This window comes from Ruminiclostridium papyrosolvens DSM 2782 (genome assembly GCF_029318685.1).
Taxonomy (GTDB): Bacteria; Bacillota; Clostridia; order Acetivibrionales; family DSM-1351; genus Ruminiclostridium; species Ruminiclostridium papyrosolvens.
Genome location: NZ_CP119677.1, coordinates 1,496,625 through 1,518,483 on the forward strand (window position 1 = coordinate 1,496,625; position 21,859 = coordinate 1,518,483).

Consider the following 21,859-nt stretch of genomic DNA (forward strand, 5'->3'; position numbering starts at 1 on the left):
AAATAGTCATCTCTGCTTGTTTAATATCAAAAGAGCTATTTTATAGTTCGGGGACTATAAATGTGTATTTGCCCAAGACCGTGAGGATATAGTTTTTGTCCCTCAGTCGAAGCATTAACGTCTTTAACAATTGAAGCAGGAATATGGTCAGACAGTCTGGGACCGCAGCTTGCATCAAAACTGAAAGTCTTTAACTGTGAGTGACAGCTGTCTCCGTTTTGTGCATCGCCCTCAATAACATATTCTCCGTCGCAATTAAAAAGTATACCGCCTTGTTTTGTTGCAGCCGAATCCTTTCTCAAAGACATTCCACAGGATATTACTATTTGTATATCCAATTCCTTTATCTTTTTCTCGGATAAATATCCAAGGAGTCTTTTTCTGCTATGGTCAAGACAAATTTCAACGCCTATATTCAAGCCTCCGCAGTTAAAAGTAGAGTAGGTTATTGTCTGTACAGGATTATTTGTATCAGAGACAGGAGGGTAATTAACCATTGTTTGCAGATAATTTTCAACAATGCCTTTTGAAGCCGATGGGTTGTTTAAAATAAAATCTTCTTTTGACTTGAATTGCTTTTGTATGGAATTGGTATTCTGTCTGTAATAAATAAAACATCTGTTATAAACCATTTTGTTGGCTAAACCGTCACTCATACTCAATACATCCTTAAGTAAGTCTGAAAGTTCCTGGTCATAATTGTTTTCTGATGCCACTTTTTTATCTATGATTTTCAGCAAGTGAGAGACATTGGGTATACTTTTATTCTTTGCGGATTTTTTTAGTATACTGTATACGCTTAAATAATCATCACCAACTTTTGAAAGGGTTTTGTCAGTATCAGTTATACAGTCGGGGATATCGAAGGTAGTCAAAATTGAGCCGAATAAGAAAAGCCAATCACTGAAGTCATATTGTTTTTCAAGGGTTTTAATAATATTAATCAGGCCATCACTGATTTTTTTGTACATTTCATCGTTTGCTTTTTGGGAATTCATATATGCACCCTTAATCCCTCTCCAGAAGAATTCAGGCAATGCAAATACTTTCAGAGTAGAAGGGTCTTTGTTGATTCCACCAATGCTAATTACCTGCTTTAGCACATCTGATACGATTTGCAGACGAGCATTGATGTCATCGCTATCATTCGCAAGGCCAAGATAGATTCCCCAATCGCTCATTTCTTCAACGGATTCCTTTAACAGTGGGGTGGAGCTTAACACATGGCCAATAAATTGTACATTGGAATACATACTTTCATTCATAGTAATCTCTCCTGTGTAGTTGTTTTTATTTGAAATAATATACCATATGCCAAAATGTGTCAATTTTTAATTTAAATTACTTTTTTTACAGAATGATAGTGTTATGATTCAACAAATAGGTGTTTTTGGTGATTACATTATTGCACCTTGAAGCCATAATTTACTTGAAATAGAAAATAGTTACTATTATACTATAATAGTTGATCAACTAAAGCTAGCATTTATATATCATAGAAATGTTTCTGACAAACTTTTATGGAGGGTTTTATGAAAATTAAATTTACAGCTTTTTTACTAGTTTTATCACTAATAATTTGTTCATGTTCATTTCTGACAAGTGCAACAGACAAAAGTCAAAATAATCAAGTTAGTATTAAACAAGCAGATGGTGTATTATTAGCTAATGGATTTGATGAAAAATCAATTGCAGAACTAAATTTTGAAGTTAAAATCCGTCTTGCTTCAACATTAATTAATAGCCCAAGTAAAGTTAAATTAACTCACTCAAAAGTGCAAATTAATGAAGCTGCAATAATTCGAGATTTTCAAAATATGAAAGATGAAAATTTGAAATCTAAATATGGTGTTTCTGATGATACTGTAAAAAAAATTCATAATGATATAAAGAAACTTAATGAAAAAACAGATGACCAAATAAAACAAGAATATCAAAAAACTGATAATGAAGTACAAAATATTAGAAAAGTACTAAATAATAATGAAATGGAATTATCTTCATTAACTTTACAAAGTATTAGCAATATAAATTATCATATGTGGGTTTATGATGATTCAGGAATACTTCATCCTGTTGAATACTCAGTAAATGCTGAGTTTACATGGGATAGTCAACCATTATTATCTTGGAATTATAGTGACTATGTCGCTTTTGCATGGGCAGGTGACTTAGCAACGGACTTTACTGATGCACAACAATACAATACTGTGCACTATGTTTACGGAATACAGCACCTTCATAAGAATATTCTGCCAGTTGAAAATCCTGTAAATGAAGGGCTCTCTTTTGGATTCAAGCAGTCTATACCATTTAATCAATATGCTTCATATTATCCAAGTTCAGGATTTTTTTGCTTTTCATTATATCAAACATCAAAAAATAATCCTGCCAAAACAGGAAAGATAGTGTCACAATATGGTCATCAACATATTGCATTTTCGGGAATGGGATTTTCTCTAAAATCGGCATCAGTATCTTTTGGTTCAGCATTCGATACATCTGATCAAGAAACCTTTGGCATTCGATACTAATAAAGTATGAAAAAGATTAAGGGAGAGCTCTTTTACTAGATATTTGGTTTCTTTGAAGAAGCTCTCTCTTTAATTTGAAATAATGCTAAATACAACATAAACATTTGTGGAGGCTTTATTTGAGAAGAAATATTAATGGAATTATAATCAGTTTAGCAATTTTATTGTTAATGTTTTATATTTTTATATCGATGGGTTTTAGATTTACTGAAAAATCGGCGATAAAAGCTATTTTTCCTGGTGATTTAGTCATCAAATCTGAATTGAATAATAATAATAAAGAGATTTATTTACTTTGTGATAACATTAAAACAGAGCTTTTTTATGATATTATTTTAGAAAGAAAATTTTTTGGGCTATTATATAAATACAAAAGTTCTAATTCTTATAATAAATCTTATGATGAGCCTTTTGTAATGACCGGATCAATAGATTATAAACATAAGCGAGGATATTTTGGGTTTAAAATTAATAATGTCAATATAAAATATATATCTATAGGTGTCGATGATTTACAACGTAATATGATTAGTAAAGAAAACTTGACTTTAAATTATATTAAGTCGAAGCCGGAACGTTTTAAATACTCACATATTAATTCAAATAAATATGTTACTTTTGTATATGATAATTATGTTCAAAAAAATTTTGTAATAAGAGCTTTTAATTCTACAGGTAAATTATATATTGAAAAGTACCTAGACAGTAAGATAATGTACTTTTAAACAAAAAAGTGATGAATTTATACATAGAAAAAGGATTTCACAAATTGTGAAATCCTTTTTCGTGGTGCGGATGAAGGGACTTGAACCCCCACGGTCGCCCACTGGAACCTAAATCCAGCGCGTCTGCCAATTCCGCCACATCCGCACGAGCAGTTTTTATTATAAAGACATTTGATGGTTTTGTCAACAAAATATTAAATAAATATTTATATTAAGTCATATTGACTGACAAAAATTTAACTAAGTTACATTTATTAAAAAAAATTGAAATACATGGTACATAAATCTATTTAATTAATATATAATTAGTCTAAATAATATTTATCGATGGGAGGTAATGCAAATGACTAACGGTTTTTGGGATGGTGATGATTACGAAGACCATGACCTTCAAAGTGACACTGATTATGACACAGATGATATAGAGGATGAAGATTCAGAAGATGATGACACTGAAGATTACGATGATGACGACAGAGATTACGGCGAACATGATGAAGATAAGGAAGAGGATGCCGAAGATAATGACATGGAAGAGAATTCAGACGTGCATTCTAATCAAAGCATAATAAAACAGAAATCTTCACATAGTCCAAGTTTCCACGGATATGGAAAATGTATGCGTTATCTTTGCAACTGTCAACATTTTGAGAGCATATCCGGTAATACTTGCAGTAATTGCGGACATAACTACAGTGACCACTGGTAATTGTAATGAAATTAAGAAACTTAATATACGAGGGGGGTAAAATATGGCGTTTGGAGTAGACGATATAATTGTGCTGGTTGTATCAAGACTGGTAACCAGAGCAATTTCCTCCGTAGCACAAAAGTCATACGACTTTTTTACAGGTAAGGAGCAAAAGGATATACAGAAGAAAAAGGACGAAGCAGCCATTAGCTTTGAGAACAAAAGCAAGATACAGCTCATTGATCATCAGTTCAGGCTAACGGAAGCAAGAACGCAATTTGAAATGCGCATGGAGGAGTGGAAGCAAAAAACCTTTTATTCCAACTGCTGGCCTTTAAGAGAACCTTTTGACATGCGCTTTGCCCTTAACACGCCTTTTGAAGGTTGCAGTATTGACGGTAAAGAAGTTATTCCATGCAGGATAATCACGTCATTAAAAGATAAAGACCATCCTATTGCAAGAAATATAAACGGAAATCTGTCTTCATTTCTTATAACACATTATAATAGCGTAAGTTCTCACCCTGTTATATCAGATATAGGAAGTTGGAGAGAGGATGCACCTTCTAATGATGCCTCAATAAATTATCTGTTTTCAGGGCTTCAAGGTCAGCCGGTTCTGGTTTTTTCACCGGAATTTGTTAATGACGGACAAACAATAATTCTTAAAATATGGTCATGGGGGTTGGGCGAAAAAGTAAATCTCCCTGTGGGAATTGAGTTTGGCAGTATTAATATAAAGCCCATGTATCTGAATGCTTTATATGAAGAAACTAAAAAGAGTATGGAGCTTATACAGGAGTTGGGAATAAAACCAGAGGGATTTTATTCTGAAAAACTAATTAATAACATAAAGATTATTAAAATGCTTGAAAAGCTTAGTGAAGAGGATGAGGATAAAAAGGAAATGATTCAGCATCTGTATTCACAATTATCAGAAACCGATGAAATAAGAGATGTTGTGAAAGAGAAGATATCTAAGCAGGTATCAGGTATATTTTCCTGTTGTGCAGGGATGTATGCCGACGCATATCATCTGGTGGAGTATGGAACTGTCCCAAAACTTCCTTTGCTGGTGGGAAGTATACCGGGAGCGAATATGATACGACGTTCCATAGCAGATTTTTACATATCGTTGCTTTCGGAAATTGAGCAAATCGAAAATTACAGCAAATTATTGCCTGCCATTTATGCAGATACGGCAAATGCGCTAGCCAATATGGGTGCAACTTACGAGGAAGTTAACAATTACGTAAAGCCTTTGTTGAGCCGTGGGATAAATCTGGTTACATATGGTGATTGCAGTAACTTGTCAAAGTCAAAAATCCAAAATATCAGCAGCCTTGATGAGAGCCTTGATAAACTCTTGAGGGACAATGCAGCAAGTTTGGACAAAAGCCTTTTGGATAAGATAAATTCGGTACTAAAGTCTATACACCACCCGGCCTATCCTATACAGTGACTTGTATAAGATTTGGAAAAGAGATAAGGAGGAGCGTTAATGTACAACAGTGATAAGTTAAAGGCAACCCAGAAACTCCTGGAGGATTTGGGCAACGGGATGATAGCCCTTTTTAATGAATACAAGGAAGATTTTTTAGGAGATGAGCTGGTTACTTCACAATTCAAAAGTTTTTTTGAAGAACACAAACGTGCAATGGAAAGGATAAAAAATCCCGTGCTTTCTATTGCTACAATCGGGACTACTTCGTCGGGAAAATCAACACTTACAAATGCATTGGCAGGAAAAATGGTAGCTCCCATAGATTCCGGTGAAAAAAGTGCCGGAATTCTGGTTTTGAGAAATTCTAATAAACGGTCTCTTTACATAGAAAAAACTAAAAATTCTAAGTGGAAGACAGGCCAGATTAAGCAGGATATTTCAGACGAGGAAACATATAACATTAACAGTGATACAATGAAAACATATTTTGATAACAGAAAGAACTCTGCTCCTCCGAGGATTTACTCAAAAGGGCCTTTGCTTATAGGTTCATCGCCTGAAATGCTTAACCTTCCCGAGGATATATGTGTTGAACTTGTAGACCTTCCGGGACTGAAAAACAGCGGAGACAAGGAAAATCTGAGCGTTATACAGGAGATGCTGACAAGGTCTCTGTGCCTTGTGGCTATGGACTATAGCCACACAGATGATGAAAACCGCAAAAAGCTTCTGGGAGAACTGAAGGATATAGTGAATTTTCTGGGAGGCAGACAAGATTCCATAATTTTTTTGCTTAACAGAGTAGATTTGAGAAATGAGACAGATGTAGAACTTGATTTAAATATATCTAACCTCAAAAAAGAGATTAAAGAAGTACTAGCTTTGAAAAACGAGCCTGAGATAATACCCTTTACCGCACTGCCCCTTTTCTATGCACAGTGTGCCTGGGGGCCTGTTTCACATAAAGATAAAAACAAGGAGCCTCAATATCCCAATGATGCTCTGAAATATAACTACAAATGGTTTCTCAAAAGCCTGATGAAGGATTGCTATGATATATATGACAGCAATGCAAATAATGCTGAACTTGAAAAGTGGCTTTCCGATTTGAGGATTAATGTAAAACACGGTGAAGATTTAAGTGAAGAGGATTTAAGAAAGCTTTTAGACTATACTTACCAATGCAGTAACGGCAATCTTCTGTTTAAGAGAATACAGGAGAGGCTTAACAACAGTTTTTCCCAGTTAATTATAATGCCTGCAATATGCGAATTATTCAAAATATTCTGTGCACTACACAGTACCTTGAAAACCCTTGGGAGTATCAGAGTTACAAAATCAAAGCTGAGACTTGTAAATTATTATCTTGGTACCGTAAGACTTAAAAACGAGCTTATAGGCTGTGATAGTGAAGAAGCAGCCAATAGTATTAAAAGGGACTTGAACTCAATATCAGATGAACTGTCAGGGTACGAAAGTAAGGATATACCTGAGGAGGAGAGAAAAAGAATTGAAAAAGTCAAGTCTGAGGTTTTGTCCTTAAAGGGGGAAATAGAAATATCACCCGGGAGAATAGGTGAAAAAAAGCAGGAATTTCAGGAAAATCTTCAGGAAATAACAAGGAAGATTAACGAGGGAAAAGGAACATATGATGCAGAACAGTTTGTTAATGACCATGAAGAAATATTTGGAAGCATTGAGGATTTTTCAAATATGTTTGACTCAGTTGCACACCTCACGGATGAGCTAAGGTTGGGAATAATAGAAATTATAGGGGATTCAATTATAAATAATGATACATACGACGAAGTAATGGAAAAAATGGATTTTCTTCCTGTTGAAGTGTCCTCCCGACTTGCAAGGGCATATGATTATGTCAGCAGAATTATGCTTGGCGGACTGAGGGACAAGGAGGTAGCTAACAATCACTTTGTTATAAAATCCGTAAATAAAACCGAAGAAATTCAGAAGTATATGGAGCGTTATGATTTTTTAGACGTGGCAATGAACAGGGCGCTTTCTGCAAGAGCGGGGCTGCTTCTCCAATCGTATTCAAATGAGTTGGTGCTTCCTCTAAGAAATATGATTCAGGGACATATAGACGAAATCGCAGAAATATGCCGAAGAAAGCTGGGGATTATCGACCTTGAATTAACTGAAACAATTGAGAATATTCTTCAAGCTGTGGATATTAACGAACTGTCTTTGCCAGACGGAGTTTTTGAGTTTGCTTCAAAACCTCCCGAGGAAGATATCAGTATAGGTAAAAAAACAGAATGGAAGACACGGGTAAAGCAAGGTTCATTTTGTGGAAGCGACACCACGGAAACCTATTTGGATTTTGTCGACGTAATGGGGAATGCATATTATTTTCCTAATGGTGTAGCCTTGAAACAAAAATGGGACTATGGCTTAACCAATGCTAAAGAATTGTTCTGGAAGTATATGTTTGAATGGATGGCTCAACAGCTGAACAGTTACTCTGATGCATTTTCAGTTTCAATAAATACTCTTATAACTACAGTAAACGCAACGATAAAATCGAAAATAACCATGAGTGAGCAAAAGCATGAAGAGGAAGTGGGCAGGTGGAATAAAATTTTACTTCAGGCCAATAATGCAGCTGCGGTATCAAATGGTATTAAGGACGTTGCTGTTGACGGGAACGGAGTTTGAGATGAAAGTAGGCGATAATATTAAAGCTTGGAAAAAAGATTTTGAGACAAAATGGGATTCTTGTGAAAAACAAAAAGACCCGTTAAAATGTGCCGTAAAAATATTATCAAGTATTATTCTCTCTGAAACCGCAACAGATAAGGACAATGGAAAAGTAATAGATGCATGCACAGATTACTTCTCTGAATCGTTTGAGCCTTTATATATAAATGAAAACAAGAAAAAAGGAGGATTAAGAATGAAGGGTCTTTTTATAGCAGGTCTGGCGATAGTAGGTATATCCATGATTTTTATTTACCAAAGAAAATATAACAATGACCAGAAGAAAAATCCCCCGGAAATAGAAAGAAATGAAAAAATAGAGAAAGTTGATAATGTTTATAAACCATCCCATACACCGAATCAAAATGTATTGATACTGGTACTTAGAGCAGGTAATGAAAGTTGTTTGAATACCTTGAAAGAGAACATGCGGCTTTCAGCTGAAGTTTATGATGAGCTGTACAAGGCAACCAGATACTTATGGGTAGGAAATGCTAATCAATTTAATAACTCAAAGATAATAAATTGGTTTGACGAAAGTAACAACCAGACACAAGCAAGTAGTTTGGATGTATATCTGATTAAATTAGCATTAGAAAAAAACTACAGTGGTTTGTTGCAGTCGGCAGACGGACAGGCCAGATTGAGTGCATTTAAACAGCTGTGTCAGGATGGAGCAAAGATTGAGGAGTTTTCTCCAAGAGTTTCAAATGCTGCCTATGGTACTACCGAGGTATATGAAAAATAGGGACTTGGTGGAGGGTGTATTATTTTATGCTTACATCCTCCATACTCTCATTTTTTTCAAAAAATACAGAGCTATGATTTGTGCACAGCCTATAAACAGCAAAAAATAGTTAAGGCTTCGGTCATATTTTACAAACCACAGCAAACCTATGAGTATCAGCAGACTTACTACTCTGCCCATATTTAGAATAATCTCTTTATTGATAATATATTCAAGCCGCAAATCCTCCTGATGCTGAAGACTTATAATGTTGAAGCCGGCAGAAGAAAAAGGAACCATAAAAAAGGGCAGAAATGCAGAGTCCATTATTATAAATAACAGCAGAGTTCCGTAACTGATATTGACAACCAATCCCCATACTGCCAAAAACATTAAACCGGCCCCTGCCAGCATTGACTTTAACCTTGATTTTGGCTTAACCAGCTTTTGCTCAATCACAAAAGCTACCGATGAAATAAGTGAGCCAATAAGTGAAAAAGTACCCACAGACCATTCACTGCCTGTAGTTTTAAAAACCAGTACAAATATTAGGAAACCTATAATAACATCTCTAAAGCCCCACGTGAACAGGCCCTTTCTTAAAAAGCTCCAATCGTGAGAGTTTGTACCGATTATCTTTTTAAAGTCCATCTTCCTTCCGTAATATTCTGCTTTTAATAAAAAGGATACCAATATCAGTACTACGAATAGCAGTAATGAGATAGAAAAGACAATAGTGTAGCCCATTCCCAGGACATTTTTATTAATTATATAGGCAGAAGATATTGGTGCAACAGCACCGCAGATTCCTGCAATAGAACCATTGTAACCATTAAAGGTATCCCTGTTTTCAGTTGATGTAAAATCAAAACTCAGAACATGAAATGCAAGCCAATAAAAACCTGCGGCTACCCCGAATAATATTCCAAATATCAGTACAAAATTTGAAATTTTGTCTTGAAATAGAAGAATAAGCCCGAATAAGATAATGAAAAAAAGTATTCCCAACCTTAGTGACCAGATACCATTTTTTCTTTTGGAAAGCCATCCGGCAAAAATGAAGGTGATGGGGAGGAACATATACTGCATGAGATTATATTCTGCTAAAACTATAAAGTTTTTTGATTCTTTCCACAATAAGATATTAAGAAAAACATTTGAAATGCCCATTGCAAGTGTGAAAAGGGCACTTACGGTTAACAACAGCTTAGCCTTTTTCGACATTCAAAACCTCCCAATCAGTATTTTGAATGTTTTTATTTTATACAAATAAATTAATATAATACCGTATATTTGTATAAAAAGAAAAACGGTAATAATCTCTTAATGAGTCATTACCGTTTTTGTATGTATTAACATTTAAATAAATTTATTGAAATCTTACACGATGTTTTACTTGGAAATTATGGTCATTGGAACACAAATAAACAATACCTTCGATAAAAGCAATAAAACTTGGAATAAAGGTCCAGCAGAACAACATATAAAGTATACCTTTACCTATTTTGCCCATGTAAAACTTGTGAATTCCAAGTCCACCTAAAAATATTGCCAAAAGTCCGGCAACAATTTTGTTTTTTATTGGCCAGGAAGGATCTATGCCATTATTTATATTCTGCTGCTGAGCATATTGCTGTTGTGCAACACGCTGTTGGTATAGCAGTGCCTCGGCTGCTTGGGGGTCAAACTCCTGCTGTTTAGGAACAGGTCTCTGAGCAGCTGATGGAGCAGAATTTTGTACGGTCAAAGCTTCACCGCAATATTTACATTCTCTATCACTAAGAGCAGTTGGTGCCCCGCATTGAGGACATTCATTTTGAGCCATTTTTATACCATCCTATCTTATTTATTTAATTATACTTTTAAAAAAAATGATATATTACAAAAATTTGATCACACTAATCACAGTTTTTTACCGCATTGTGGGCAAAATTTAGTGCCTATTGGGATTTCTGTACCGCATTCACAGATCCTGCTTCCCATAGGAGTTCCACATTCAGGACAGAATTTGGGATTGCCGGTTACTAATGCTCCACAGGAAATACATTTCTTCTTTGGAGTTTCCAACGGCTTTCCACATTCACAGCAAAATTTTGATTTTGCTGAATTTTCAGCACTACAGGAGGGACATGCTAAGGTTGCAGCATCTGTGGCTGCTTTTGTATTAATGGTGTTATGCATGTCGGAACCCAGAGATGCACCTATTCCAAAACCAACACCTCCTGAAGCAAACACACCTGCTACACCTGAATTATTGCCGGCAGCTTGGTCATATACATCAAAAGAACGTTTTGTTACATAACGGTTGTCTCCCATAATTTCGAATTCAGCCTTGCTTTTTAGAATCTTGTTAATTTCTTCAAAGTCTTCATCGGGGAAATTAATGGATTTTATAATTAAGTTGATTGCAATTAATCCATATTTGGAAAATTCAGGAGAAATCATTTCAAGGGTGTAATTTGCAATATCATCCAGTCTGGCAGTAATCTCCAATGCAGATATTTTTTGATTTACAATTACATTGGCGATTATGCTTTTTATCTTCTGAATCAAGATTCCTTTGAAGAAATCTATGACATTGTCAAATTTAATAAAGTCCGCCGGATTCATTACTCCAATCAGTTCACGAAAAAAGGTTTCATAGTTATCAAGTTTTAAGCCCATCTGGCCAAAAGCACGAACTCTGAGTCTGGTATAATATTTTGGGTCAATTATTTGTACCGGATCAGATGTTCCCCAGTTGATATCTAGTTTCGTAGTAGTGTTGATATAGAAAATTTCTGCACTGAAAGGGGTTTTTCCTCCAAAAGGCAGATTAACAAAGGCTTTAAGTATTGGAAGATTTTTAGCATCAAGAGTATAAGTTCCAGGAGAAAATAAATCACAAATCTCTCCGCCTTTAACAAAAACTGCAATTTGTCCTTCACCTACAATAAGCTGTGTTCCATATACAAGATCTTCGGCCGGATGTTTATAAACAATCCAATCACGGGATCTAAGCCCGTCAAATTTTACTCTATCAATGATAGCCATTTTGGACATCACCTCACAAAATATTAGTCTTAATTATAGCATAATATACCATACAAATCAAACCCTTGAGGCTGTTAATCTGCAGGGTATACTTCAAATTCATTCTTGTCAAAATCAAGTATGTTTTATTGTTTCATTTTTGATAATTCTCTTGATAAAGCACTTCGGTTTACACACAAAAAGTCTGCAAGTTCGTCACGTGAAAAAGGAATCCTGAATCTGTTTTTCCCTGTTCTCTGCACCTGCATATAGAAATAGGCCATGAGCTTTTCACGGGTCGACCTCTGAGAGAGAATCTCTATTTTGCTATTTAGAAAAATATTTTTTTGTGCAATAAGTGAAAGCATGTTTTCAATAAGCTTGGTGTGAAAGCTGCAGGAGGAGGAACAGGTGGTAACAATCCTGCTAAAGCCGATATACATTACGGTGCAACCGGTAGTAGTGAGAACTGTTACCGGGCTTTTCGCTAACTTTGCACATGAAAAAGCCTCTCCGAACATGTCTGCCGTACCGATTTCATATACTATATTTCTGTTGCCCATTATATCTTCTTTAACAATCTGGGCAGAACCGGATAAAATTATACCTACAGAGGATACCTTATCTCCTGCCAACAGCAGTATATCATTTTTAGTATAAACCTGTTCATAGGATTCAAGGCATTTTAACATATGAAGAATACTTTCATCGCTTATATTTTGAAAAATTGCAACTTGTTAATGGAGTTGCAGCACAGGATAACTACGATATGGAAAATCTCTGGAATGCACACGAGGACATCCGTTCACTGAAATCCCTTATTTTATTCGGAATCAGAGGAATGGCTGCTTATGCCTACCATGCATTGGTTCTGGGATATTCCGATGATGAGGTTAACGCATTCTTCTACAAGGCACTAAGAGCTGTAGGCAGCGACATGGCTATTGACGAACTGCTCTCAATTGTTATGGAAACAGGAGAAGTTAATTTAAAGTGTATGGCACTTCTTGATAAGGCAAATACAGAAACCTATGGAACTCCTGTACCGACTTCCGTACCAATGACTGTTGAAAAAGGTCCATTTATTGTAATTTCAGGTCACGATCTTTATGATTTATATCTTCTTCTGGAACAAACAAAGGATAAGGGAATAAACATTTACACTCATGGTGAAATGCTTCCTGCACATGCATATCCTAAGCTTAAGGCATACCCTCATTTAAAGGGCAACTTCGGTACAGCTTGGCAGAATCAACAGAAGGAATTTGACAATCTTCCGGCTCCCGTACTGTTTACAACAAACTGTCTTATGCCTGTAAAACCAAGCTATAGTGACAGAGTATTTACAACTGAAGTAGTTGCATATCCAGAAATGGTTCATATAGGAGACGAAAAGAACTTTACTCCTGTAATAAACAAGGCGCTTGAACTTGGAGGATATAAGGAAGATACAAGATTCACAGGCATCAACGGCGGGGATACATTAACCACCGGTTTTGCCAGAGGAACAGTTCTGTCAGTAGTAGATAAGGTAATTGATGCCGTTAAGGCAGGAGCAATAAAACACTTCTTCTTGGTAGGAGGATGTGACGGTGCAAAGGTTGGAAGAAATTACTACACAGAATTTGTTAATAAAACTCCAAAGGATACCGTAATACTGACACTTGCTTGCGGAAAATACCGTTTCAATGACCTTGATATCGGTGAAATAGGCGGACTTCCAAGAATTATGGATATGGGACAATGTAATGATGCCTACAGTGCAATACAGGTGGCAGCTGCTTTGTCAAACGCTTTTGAGTGTGAAATCAATGAGTTACCTCTCTCAATGGTGCTTTCCTGGTACGAACAGAAGGCTGTCTGCATACTGCTGACTCTGCTTTCCCTGGGAATTAAGAACATTTACCTTGGGCCTACACTGCCTGCATTTGTTTCACAAAATGTACTAAATATATTAGTAGAAAAATTCAACATCAGCCCGATTTCTACTCCTGATGAGGACTTGAAAAAAATTCTCGGATAAGCTTAAAGTAAATTTTCCCGGCCTTCCTGTAGGCTTAGTGCTATTAGCTGGCCGGGATTCTCCCAATATATATAATTCTGAGGTTCAATCATTTGTGCGCTTCCAAAAGCTCATAGATGATTGGACTTTTTCTTGCTGTTTGTTTTACATATCCCACTAATTTATGTATAATTTTTGTATATACTAATGAAACTAAAATATATAAAAATTAAAAGGATGCTTGTATGAGAAAATCGAAATTCATATCTGAATTTAAAGAGTTTATATCAAGAGGAAATGTAGTGGATTTGGCTGTGGGTGTCATAATTGGTTCTGCTTTTACAGCCATAGTTAATTCCCTTGTGAATCAAATTATTATGCCTGTTATCGGATATATAATAGGGGGCATAAACTTTTCTGACTTTAAATGGACTTTAGAAGAGGCAAAGGGAGATGCACCTGAAGTAGCCGTATATTTCGGCTCGTTTATTCAGCAGATAGTTAATTTTCTCATAATTGCTTTTGTAGTTTTTATGATGGTAAAGCTTATAAATGTGCTGAAACGTAAAAAGGAAGAAGCAGTAGAAGAAATAAAGGAAGAAAAAGCTTCAAAGGAAGAAATATTGCTTACGGAAATAAGGGATTTACTTAAAAAACAATTGTAGATTTATTTCATACACATAATGAAGATTTTGTTATACTAACGTCAAAATTTATAATTATTGTAACTTGAAAGAGCCATAAATAAGTATAATAGGAAAACGGTTAGAATAAAATAATTGCTTAACTCAACTTTTTTATTAGGGGAAAATTCAATAGAATATCAATTAGTGTATTAACAATACTTAAAACTAAACCTTTTACTTACTAAGGCACTTTTTATAGGTTCCCAAATATTTATTATAAAAAATACAAGACACCCAACTATTATAGTTGCAATATTAAAGTAATAATTGTTTTTCATAATTGCTGATAAAATAAAGAAAAACATTACACAAATCATAAATACATCTTTTATGCCAAACTTTTTATTCATATTAATCCCCATTTTTTACATATATTATAACGGAATTTACTTCATAAGTATATGATTTTTATATAAAAAGAGTGCAGCCCCATGACATGGGAATGCACTCTCTCCATACTAGCATTAAATTATTATCCTATAAACTGCTGAGTCCAGTACAATCTTCCGCTGGAGTTCTTTGCTACTCCTACACCAATCTGTGTAAAGGATGCTTTAAGGATGTTTGCCCTGTGTCCGGGTGAATTCATCCAACCCTTCATTACTTGTTCAGGTGTAGTCTGTCCCATTGCAATGTTTTCGCCTGCGGTTCTGTAGCTGATACCATATTTCTTCATCATATCAAAGGGTGAACCGTAAGTCGGTGAATTGTGGTCAAAGTAGCCCAGTTTAGCCATGTCCTGTGATTTGAGGGTTGCTGTTTTATTTACCTGAGCATTCATTGTTAAAGGTTTTAAACCATTTTTTGCTCTTTCTGCATTAACGAGTTCCACAACTCTTTTCTGGAAAGCTGCATAGTCACCGCTTACAGCAGGTGTTGCAGCAGGCTTTTGAGGAGCCGGCTTGGTAGCTGATGGTTTTGAAGCAGCAGGCTTAGCTGCTGATGACCCAGACTTCAAAAATGAATTCAATGCAGACTGAATATCTGAATAATTAGTGTTTTTGGCAGTTGAATTATTACAATTCTTTGTATATGCTATTGTTTGCAGCTTATCCATAATATCTGCTGATTCGATATTATTATTGGTAGCTGTAGTCGGCTGATTATAGTTGTTTGGGGCTGTAGTTGTATCAACATTATTTTTAGTTGGGCAATTTGTTGATTTTGAAGTATTGGCGTTCACGTTGTTAACTGCTGATTTGTTAACTGCCGCTGTATTGGAGTCATTTTTACTTTGCGCCGTATTTTGTGAAACTTTAGATATAATTGACTCTAGTGCATTGGATGGTGCTTTAGTTGATTGGCTGATATTTGTTTTATCTTGTGCAGCAATACTTTCTGCTTTTGTTTTTCCAATTGCAAAACCGTTAAAAGCAAAGGCTGATGCGAATATTGCACATGCAGCTACACTTGAAATGACAATAGATGATTTTTTATTCATATCTTACCTCCATTAGTTTAGATTAATTTTACGTTCTTTCCTTCTTCTTGCCTATAATCAGCGTTCTTGCGACGTTGCTTCTGCCAAAAGAATTATCAGCGTAATATTCATCAGCCTACCGGGGTATGGACATTATGTTAACACCAGTGTCCCAATGTAACAACCCCCCAATTTCTTACAGTTAGTATTCGCATATCTGTTCATCGTAGTGGTACTTAGTCGCAGGCCTTGCACGTAATGGGATTGCCAGACAATGACTCGAGATTGAAACATTTTCAGGTTAGTTAATATTGCTATTTTATTTATTGAAATTGGACAAGGTATTGTTTACTTTTAATAAATAAGGGTATTAATATATTCGAAAAATCCACATTGAAAGGTGAGACACTATGGAATGGTTAAATAATCAAAATCCTATATTATTGGCGCTTTTTGCTACATTAGGAACTTGGGCGCTAACAGCATTGGGAGCCGCAATGGTTTTCTTTTTCAAAGAAATAAACCAACGCCTGCTTAATACAATGCTTGGTTTTGCAGCGGGTGTAATGATTGCGGCAAGCTTTTGGTCACTGCTCGCACCTGCAATTGAAATGGCAGAGAAATCATCAAATATACCTGCTTGGCTTGTTGCCGCTCTGGGCTTTCTGGGAGGTGCGGTTTTTCTTTACATGGCCGATAAGATTATTCCTCATATGCATTTAAATTCTAAAGATGGGGAAAGCGAGGGAATATCAACAAAGCTCAGGCGAAGCATACTTCTTGTATTTTCAATAACTTTACATAATATACCTGAGGGACTAGCGGTAGGAGTGGCTTTCGGGGCTGCGGCAAATGGATTTAACAATATAACTTTATTGTCTGCAATTGCTGTTGCAATGGGAATTGGAATTCAAAATTTTCCTGAGGGTGCTGCTGTGTCAATTCCATTACGACGTGAGGGTTTATCACGTACAAAGAGCTTTCTATACGGTCAGGCTTCTGGTCTTGTTGAGCCAATTGCAGGTGTTTTGGGTGCAGCACTAGTAATGTATATTCAGCCTATTCTGCCGTACGCACTTGCTTTTGCGGCGGGAGCAATGATATTTGTTGTTGTGGAAGAACTCATTCCGGAAGCTCAGAGCGGAGGCCACAAAAGCACACATATGGCCACCGCAGGCTGTATTATAGGGTTTACCGTAATGATGATACTGGATGTTGCCCTTGGATAGGCATATATCAACCGGCATTCTTCCTTTTTTCCATTGAAGGAGGAATTCCGTAGTATTTCTTATAAAGTTTGCTGAAGTAAAAGGCATCATCATAACCTACATTTCTTGCAACGGTTTTAATAGGCATATCTCCTGATATCAGCAGTTCCCGTGCTTTTGTAAGGCGAATCCTTATCAGATGATTTATTGGAGATTCACCGGTCTCCTCCTTGAATATTTTAGAAATATAAACCGGGCTCAGGTACATATTGTGAGCTATTCTATACAGAGAAATCTGCTTCATATAATTTGAGCTCAGATATTCAAGAATGTCATTTACAATATAAGTCTTTTCCGAGGTTTGAATATCAAGCCTTGTTTTTTCAGTTCTTTCCTTACTGGCAGTCATCCCCCTGTGCAACAGTGCAGTCAGTTTCATTATGCTGCTTTTAATAAACAGGTCACAGTAAGGCTCGTTTTTTTCCTGTTCGCTTAGTGTTTCATTAATACACTTGATTATTTCAGGTTGATGAAGGGGCAAACTAAAAACGGGCTGGGAGGAGGGCTCAATAAGGAAATTTTCAGGAAGTTCCTTAAACTGTAAATTGCCCAAAGCATAATTAAACTCCTCAATATTAACTCCCTCAGGAATAATCTTTTTATGTTGTACACCGGGGTTTATAATTATAATATTCCCTTTGGTTACTTCATATAATTTATCATCTATTATATATGTAAAATATCCCGACAGGATTATTTTTACTTCCGTAAAGTCGTGGGTATGCAGTGTAATATGGCTTTCGGAATTAGCAAAATTAATAAAAGCATATAACAATGTTGGATTGAAATTTTCAGCACAGATTTGCGGCTTACACAAAAGAATCACCCCCTGTTATTTACAATATATATGTGTAAAGTAATCCTATCTTATCACAAACTAAATTTTATTCCAATCGGCAAACTATGAAAGTTTCTCTATTAATATTGATAAAAATGTACATTACCAGATAAAGAATATCCATTCCATAAGAAAACTTATCAATTATAATTAAAAAGGAAAATTACTGGCATTGTGAAAGGGATTTATTATGGAAAATGTAAAGTGGGTTTGGATGTATATACGAAAATATAAACTCCGAATGTGTATTGCCCTGATATTTGTTTTGGTAGCTTCGGCTCTTTGTATGGTACCCCCATATGTTTCCGGCATAATAATTGACAAGGTAATTAAGCAAAGTCAATATGACCTGCTTTTAAAGCTGTGTATGCTTATGCTAGGAGCTACGGTGATAAAATCTATAATCAGATTTTCGTATCAGATTATGTTTGAAACCATATCACAGGGAGCTTATATGAAAATCAGGGAGAGTATGTACCAAAAGCTTCAAAATATGGATTTCAAATTTTTTGACACTACCAGAACCGGTGACATAATGGCTAGAATGACAGGTGATATGGAGACAGTGCGCCATCTTATTGCGTGGGTAATCTACATGGTTTTTGAAAACGCTACAATATTTATTTTTGCAGTAACATTGTTATTCACAATTAACTGGCAGTTTACTCTGGTTATGCTTCTGGTTGTACCTTTTCTGGCATGGGCTGCTATAAGGCTGGCAGGTGAAGTCAGACCAACTTTCGCAGCAATAAGGGAACAATTCTCAAGACTCAATTCTGTTGTGCAGGAAAATATAAGCGGCAACAGAGTAATAAAGGCATTTGCAACAGAATACATAGAAATAAGCAAATTTGACAAGGAAAACGAAGCCTATCGTCAGAGAAACATGGCTTCTGCAAAAGTATGGTCAAAATATCTTCCTGTTATAGATGCTTTGGCGGGAACTCTTTCGCTGATTATACTGATAGCAGGGGGAATACTTACAATTAATAATAAAATAACCATAGGTGAGTTAGTAACCTTTAACTCTATAGTATGGGCACTGGGTAATCCCATGAGGAATTTCGGCTGGCTTATAAATGACATCCAAAGATTCAACGCATCTGCAGATAAAATACGTGAATATCTGAATAATGAATCTGAAATAAGCAATATAGAAAAACCTGCTAAAAAAGAAATAACGGGATTTGTTGAATTCAGAAATGTCAGCTTTGGTTATGATAATGACGAAGTATTGAAAAATGTCAGCCTCAATGCCAAACCGGGGGAAACGGTTGCAATAATTGGCCCCACAGGGTCTGGAAAATCCACTCTTGTAAACCTGATATGCAGATTTTATGATTGCAGCGAAGGAGAAGTACTGGTTGACAACGTGAATGTAAAAGAAATGGATTTAAGAACACTGCGTTCAAAAGTTTCAGTTGCAATGCAGGATGTATTTCTTTTTTCAGATACAATTGAAGGAAATATCGCCTATGGTGTGCCAGATGCTCCCTATGAGAGCATAAAACAGGCAGCAGGTATAGCAGATGCAGATGGTTTTATATCCTCCTTGCCGGAAGGCTATGATACCATCATAGGAGAACGTGGGGTAGGACTTTCCGGCGGTCAGAGACAGAGAATTGCTTTAGCAAGGGCAATACTCAAAGACCCGTCTATACTTATACTTGACGATACAACCTCCAGTGTTGACATGGAAACGGAATTTGAAATCCACAGGACGCTAAGGTCTTTTTACAATAATAAGACCACTTTTATTATCGCACACAGAATATCTTCCGTAAAAAATGCAGACAAAATTATTGTATTGAATGGCGGACAGATAATTGAGCAGGGAACACATAAGGAACTACTGAATTTAAAGGGTTATTACTACGATGTTTATCAAAGCCAGTACGGGGACTTTGATGGTCTTGATGAAAAGGAGGTGGGCTAAATGGCAAGAAACAAATATGATGTTGATGAAGAATTATTAACAAAATTTAAAATGAAAGACCTTATCCGGCTTTTAAGATACTTGAAACCATACAAGATGACAATGTTTGTAACGGTCTTATTAATGCTTACTGCAAGCGTGGCTAATCTTGTAGGTCCGCTTCTGGTACAGGATGCAATGGATTATAAGATACCAGCCGGCAATATAAAAGGACTGGTTTTTCTGTCAGGCATTTTTATAGTCACCTTGATAGTGAATGCAATATGTTTTAAGTTCAGGGTAATACTCATGTCCCAGCTTGGAAACAATGTAGTTAAAAAGATTAGGGAAGATATATTCTATAAGATTCAGAAGCTTCCTTTTTCCTATTATGACAGCCGTCCCCATGGTAAAATACTCGTAAGGGTTGTGAATTATGTAAACTCACTCAGCGACCTGCTTACAAACGGCTTTATAAACTTTATAACAGATATGTTCACCCTTGTATGTATAATAGTTTTCATGCTCTTTATAAATGTGAAGCTTACCTTAATCAGTATGATTGGACTTCCTCCATTATTTATTTGCATAATGCTTATAAAAAATATTCAGAGGAAAAATACACAGGCCTTGAGCATGAAGCAGTCAAACCTCAATGCGTATATACATGAAAGCATATGCGGTGTAAAGGTAACACAGTCCTTTGCAAGAGAAGAACAGAACCAAGGCATTTTTCATGAATTAAATAAGATTTACAGAAGGGCATGGATGAGATTTGTAAAAGCCAATTTCATACTGTGGCCAATAATAGAGACCATTTCCACAATAGGTATAATAATACTTTATTTTGGCGGGATATTTTGGGTAAAGGGAATAACCATAGGTGTCCTCATTGCTTTTACAAGCTATATTTCAAGGTTCTGGCAGCCCATAACCAATCTGGGAAATTTCTACAACGCAATGATAAATGCCATGGCATATCTGGAAAGAATATTTGAGACACTGGATGAGGAGGTTTCTATAGAAAATCTGCCGGGAGCCATTCCAATGCCGGAGGTAAAGGGAGCTGTGGAATTCAGAAATGTAAGCTTTAGTTATGAAGAAGGCAAAAAGATTCTTGATAATATAAACTTCACATTCCGGTTGGGAAGTACAATAGCATTGGTAGGCCCCACCGGAGCCGGTAAGAGTACCATAATTAATCTTCTGAGCAGGTTCTATGATGTCCAGGAGGGCGAGGTGCTGATAGACGGCATAAACATAAGAGATGTACAGCTTGAGACACTGAGAAAACAGATGGGAGTTATGCTGCAAGATACTTTTCTTTTCTCAGGCACTGTTATGAGTAACATAAAATATGCAAGACCCGATGCCACCGATGAAGAAGCCATCAGAGCTGCAAAAACAGTTTGCGCCCATGAATTTATTATGAATATGTCAAATGGCTATTACACTGAAATAAACGAAAGAGGTACAAGGCTGTCAATTGGCGAAAGGCAGCTTATATCCTTTGCAAGGGCACTTTTGGCAGACCCAAGAATACTGATACTGGATGAAGCAACCTCCAGTATTGACACAAGGACGGAGCTAGCACTGCAAAAAGGGTTACAGGGCCTTTTGGTTGGAAGAACCTCATTTATTATAGCTCACAGGCTATCAACAATAAAAAATGCTCATTGTATTATGTATGTTGATAACGGCTCAATTGTTGAGAGGGGAACACACGATGAGCTGATGGCTGCTAGAGGACACTATTACAATTTATACAATTCACAATTCAGTGTTATGGAAGCAGTATAAAAGTGTTTACATTATGTATTATATTGAATTATTATATAGTTGAATATATAGTAATATAGAATCAATTAACAGGAGGATA

Annotated in this window: 18 protein-coding genes and 1 tRNA gene; 11 read left to right on the forward strand and 8 right to left on the reverse strand. The window is 36.0% G+C overall.

The features are described 5' to 3' along the window. Nucleotides 1–35 precede the first annotated feature (35 nt). Nucleotides 36–1,265 carry a hypothetical protein gene (locus P0092_RS06680; protein ID WP_004617373.1) on the reverse strand — a complete coding sequence of 410 codons (1,230 nt, stop codon included), beginning with the start codon at nt 1,263–1,265 and terminating at the stop codon, nt 36–38. Nucleotides 1,266–1,532: 267 nt separating this feature from the next. Here P0092_RS06680 and P0092_RS06685 point away from each other — a divergent pair, with 267 nt between their 5' ends. Together P0092_RS06685 and P0092_RS06690 are read left to right on the forward strand one after the other, a co-directional pair. Beyond that, a complete protein-coding gene (locus tag P0092_RS06685; RefSeq protein WP_004617375.1) occupies nt 1,533–2,534 on the forward strand; it encodes a hypothetical protein in 1,002 nt (333 codons plus the stop codon). Between the two features lie 119 nt (nt 2,535–2,653). Next, nucleotides 2,654–3,259: a hypothetical protein gene (locus P0092_RS06690; RefSeq protein WP_004617377.1), complete on the forward strand. Its 606-nt coding sequence runs from the start codon at nt 2,654–2,656 to the stop codon at nt 3,257–3,259. 62 nt (nt 3,260–3,321) lie between these two features. Here the strand turns inward: P0092_RS06690 and P0092_RS06695 are convergent. Continuing rightward, nucleotides 3,322–3,404, reverse strand: a tRNA-Leu gene (locus tag P0092_RS06695). Between the two features lie 198 nt (nt 3,405–3,602). On the opposite strand from P0092_RS06695, the gene P0092_RS06700 reads away from it, so the two are divergent. The 4 genes from P0092_RS06700 to P0092_RS06715 are packed head-to-tail and all read left to right on the forward strand — an operon-like array spanning nt 3,603 to nt 8,860. Beyond that, the gene (locus tag P0092_RS06700; RefSeq protein WP_004617379.1) at nt 3,603–3,968 is read left to right on the forward strand and encodes a hypothetical protein; all 366 of its coding nucleotides are present in this window, start codon (nt 3,603–3,605) and stop codon (nt 3,966–3,968) included. A 43-nt stretch (nt 3,969–4,011) separates the two neighbouring features. Then, nucleotides 4,012–5,412: a hypothetical protein gene (locus P0092_RS06705; protein ID WP_004617381.1), complete on the forward strand. Its 1,401-nt coding sequence runs from the start codon at nt 4,012–4,014 to the stop codon at nt 5,410–5,412. Nucleotides 5,413–5,451: 39 nt separating this feature from the next. After that, nucleotides 5,452–8,070 (forward strand): dynamin family protein, encoded by a 2,619-nt coding sequence (locus P0092_RS06710; RefSeq protein WP_004617383.1) that lies wholly within the window; start codon nt 5,452–5,454, stop codon nt 8,068–8,070. 1 nt (nt 8,071) lies between these two features. Next, nucleotides 8,072–8,860, forward strand: coding sequence for a hypothetical protein (locus tag P0092_RS06715; RefSeq protein WP_004617385.1), 789 nt, complete (start codon nt 8,072–8,074; stop codon nt 8,858–8,860). Nucleotides 8,861–8,890: 30 nt separating this feature from the next. On the opposite strand, the gene P0092_RS06720 is transcribed toward P0092_RS06715, so the two are convergent. The 4 genes from P0092_RS06720 to P0092_RS06735 form a co-directional block, all read right to left on the reverse strand. Continuing rightward, complete coding sequence (locus P0092_RS06720; RefSeq protein ID WP_004617387.1) at nt 8,891–10,063, reverse strand: MFS transporter; 1,173 nt, start codon at nt 10,061–10,063, stop codon at nt 8,891–8,893. A gap of 145 nt (nt 10,064–10,208) precedes the next feature. Continuing rightward, the gene (locus tag P0092_RS06725; protein ID WP_004617388.1) at nt 10,209–10,664 is read right to left on the reverse strand and encodes a TM2 domain-containing protein; all 456 of its coding nucleotides are present in this window, start codon (nt 10,662–10,664) and stop codon (nt 10,209–10,211) included. Between the two features lie 77 nt (nt 10,665–10,741). Continuing rightward, nucleotides 10,742–11,872 (reverse strand): SPFH domain-containing protein, encoded by a 1,131-nt coding sequence (locus P0092_RS06730; RefSeq protein ID WP_004617389.1) that lies wholly within the window; start codon nt 11,870–11,872, stop codon nt 10,742–10,744. Between the two features lie 125 nt (nt 11,873–11,997). Next, nucleotides 11,998–12,543, reverse strand: a complete 546-nt coding sequence (locus P0092_RS06735; RefSeq protein ID WP_040758315.1) for a cyclic nucleotide-binding domain-containing protein — start codon at nt 12,541–12,543, stop codon at nt 11,998–12,000. Between the two features lie 77 nt (nt 12,544–12,620). Here P0092_RS06735 and hcp point away from each other — a divergent pair, with 77 nt between their 5' ends. Continuing rightward, nucleotides 12,621–13,874, forward strand: a complete 1,254-nt coding sequence (hcp, locus tag P0092_RS06740) for a hydroxylamine reductase (protein WP_276187220.1) — start codon at nt 12,621–12,623, stop codon at nt 13,872–13,874. Nucleotides 13,875–14,098: 224 nt separating this feature from the next. Further along, nucleotides 14,099–14,518 carry a large-conductance mechanosensitive channel protein MscL gene (mscL, locus tag P0092_RS06745; protein ID WP_004617390.1) on the forward strand — a complete coding sequence of 140 codons (420 nt, stop codon included), beginning with the start codon at nt 14,099–14,101 and terminating at the stop codon, nt 14,516–14,518. 493 nt (nt 14,519–15,011) lie between these two features. On the opposite strand, the gene P0092_RS06750 is transcribed toward mscL, so the two are convergent. Continuing rightward, nucleotides 15,012–15,980, reverse strand: a complete 969-nt coding sequence (locus P0092_RS06750) for a CAP domain-containing protein (protein ID WP_004617392.1) — start codon at nt 15,978–15,980, stop codon at nt 15,012–15,014. 389 nt (nt 15,981–16,369) lie between these two features. Here P0092_RS06750 and P0092_RS06755 point away from each other — a divergent pair, with 389 nt between their 5' ends. After that, entirely contained in the window at nt 16,370–17,188 is an 819-nt protein-coding gene (locus tag P0092_RS06755; protein ID WP_004617393.1) for a ZIP family metal transporter, read from the forward strand. Between the two features lie 7 nt (nt 17,189–17,195). On the opposite strand, the gene P0092_RS06760 is transcribed toward P0092_RS06755, so the two are convergent. Beyond that, nucleotides 17,196–18,044 (reverse strand): AraC family transcriptional regulator, encoded by an 849-nt coding sequence (locus P0092_RS06760; RefSeq protein ID WP_004617394.1) that lies wholly within the window; start codon nt 18,042–18,044, stop codon nt 17,196–17,198. 211 nt (nt 18,045–18,255) lie between these two features. On the opposite strand from P0092_RS06760, the gene P0092_RS06765 reads away from it, so the two are divergent. Both P0092_RS06765 and P0092_RS06770 read left to right on the forward strand, forming a co-directional pair. Continuing rightward, the gene (locus P0092_RS06765; protein ID WP_004617396.1) at nt 18,256–20,001 is read left to right on the forward strand and encodes an ABC transporter ATP-binding protein; all 1,746 of its coding nucleotides are present in this window, start codon (nt 18,256–18,258) and stop codon (nt 19,999–20,001) included. Beyond that, a complete protein-coding gene (locus tag P0092_RS06770) occupies nt 20,002–21,780 on the forward strand; it encodes an ABC transporter ATP-binding protein (RefSeq protein WP_004617401.1) in 1,779 nt (592 codons plus the stop codon). It begins immediately after the preceding gene. Nucleotides 21,781–21,859: the final 79 nt, after the last annotated feature.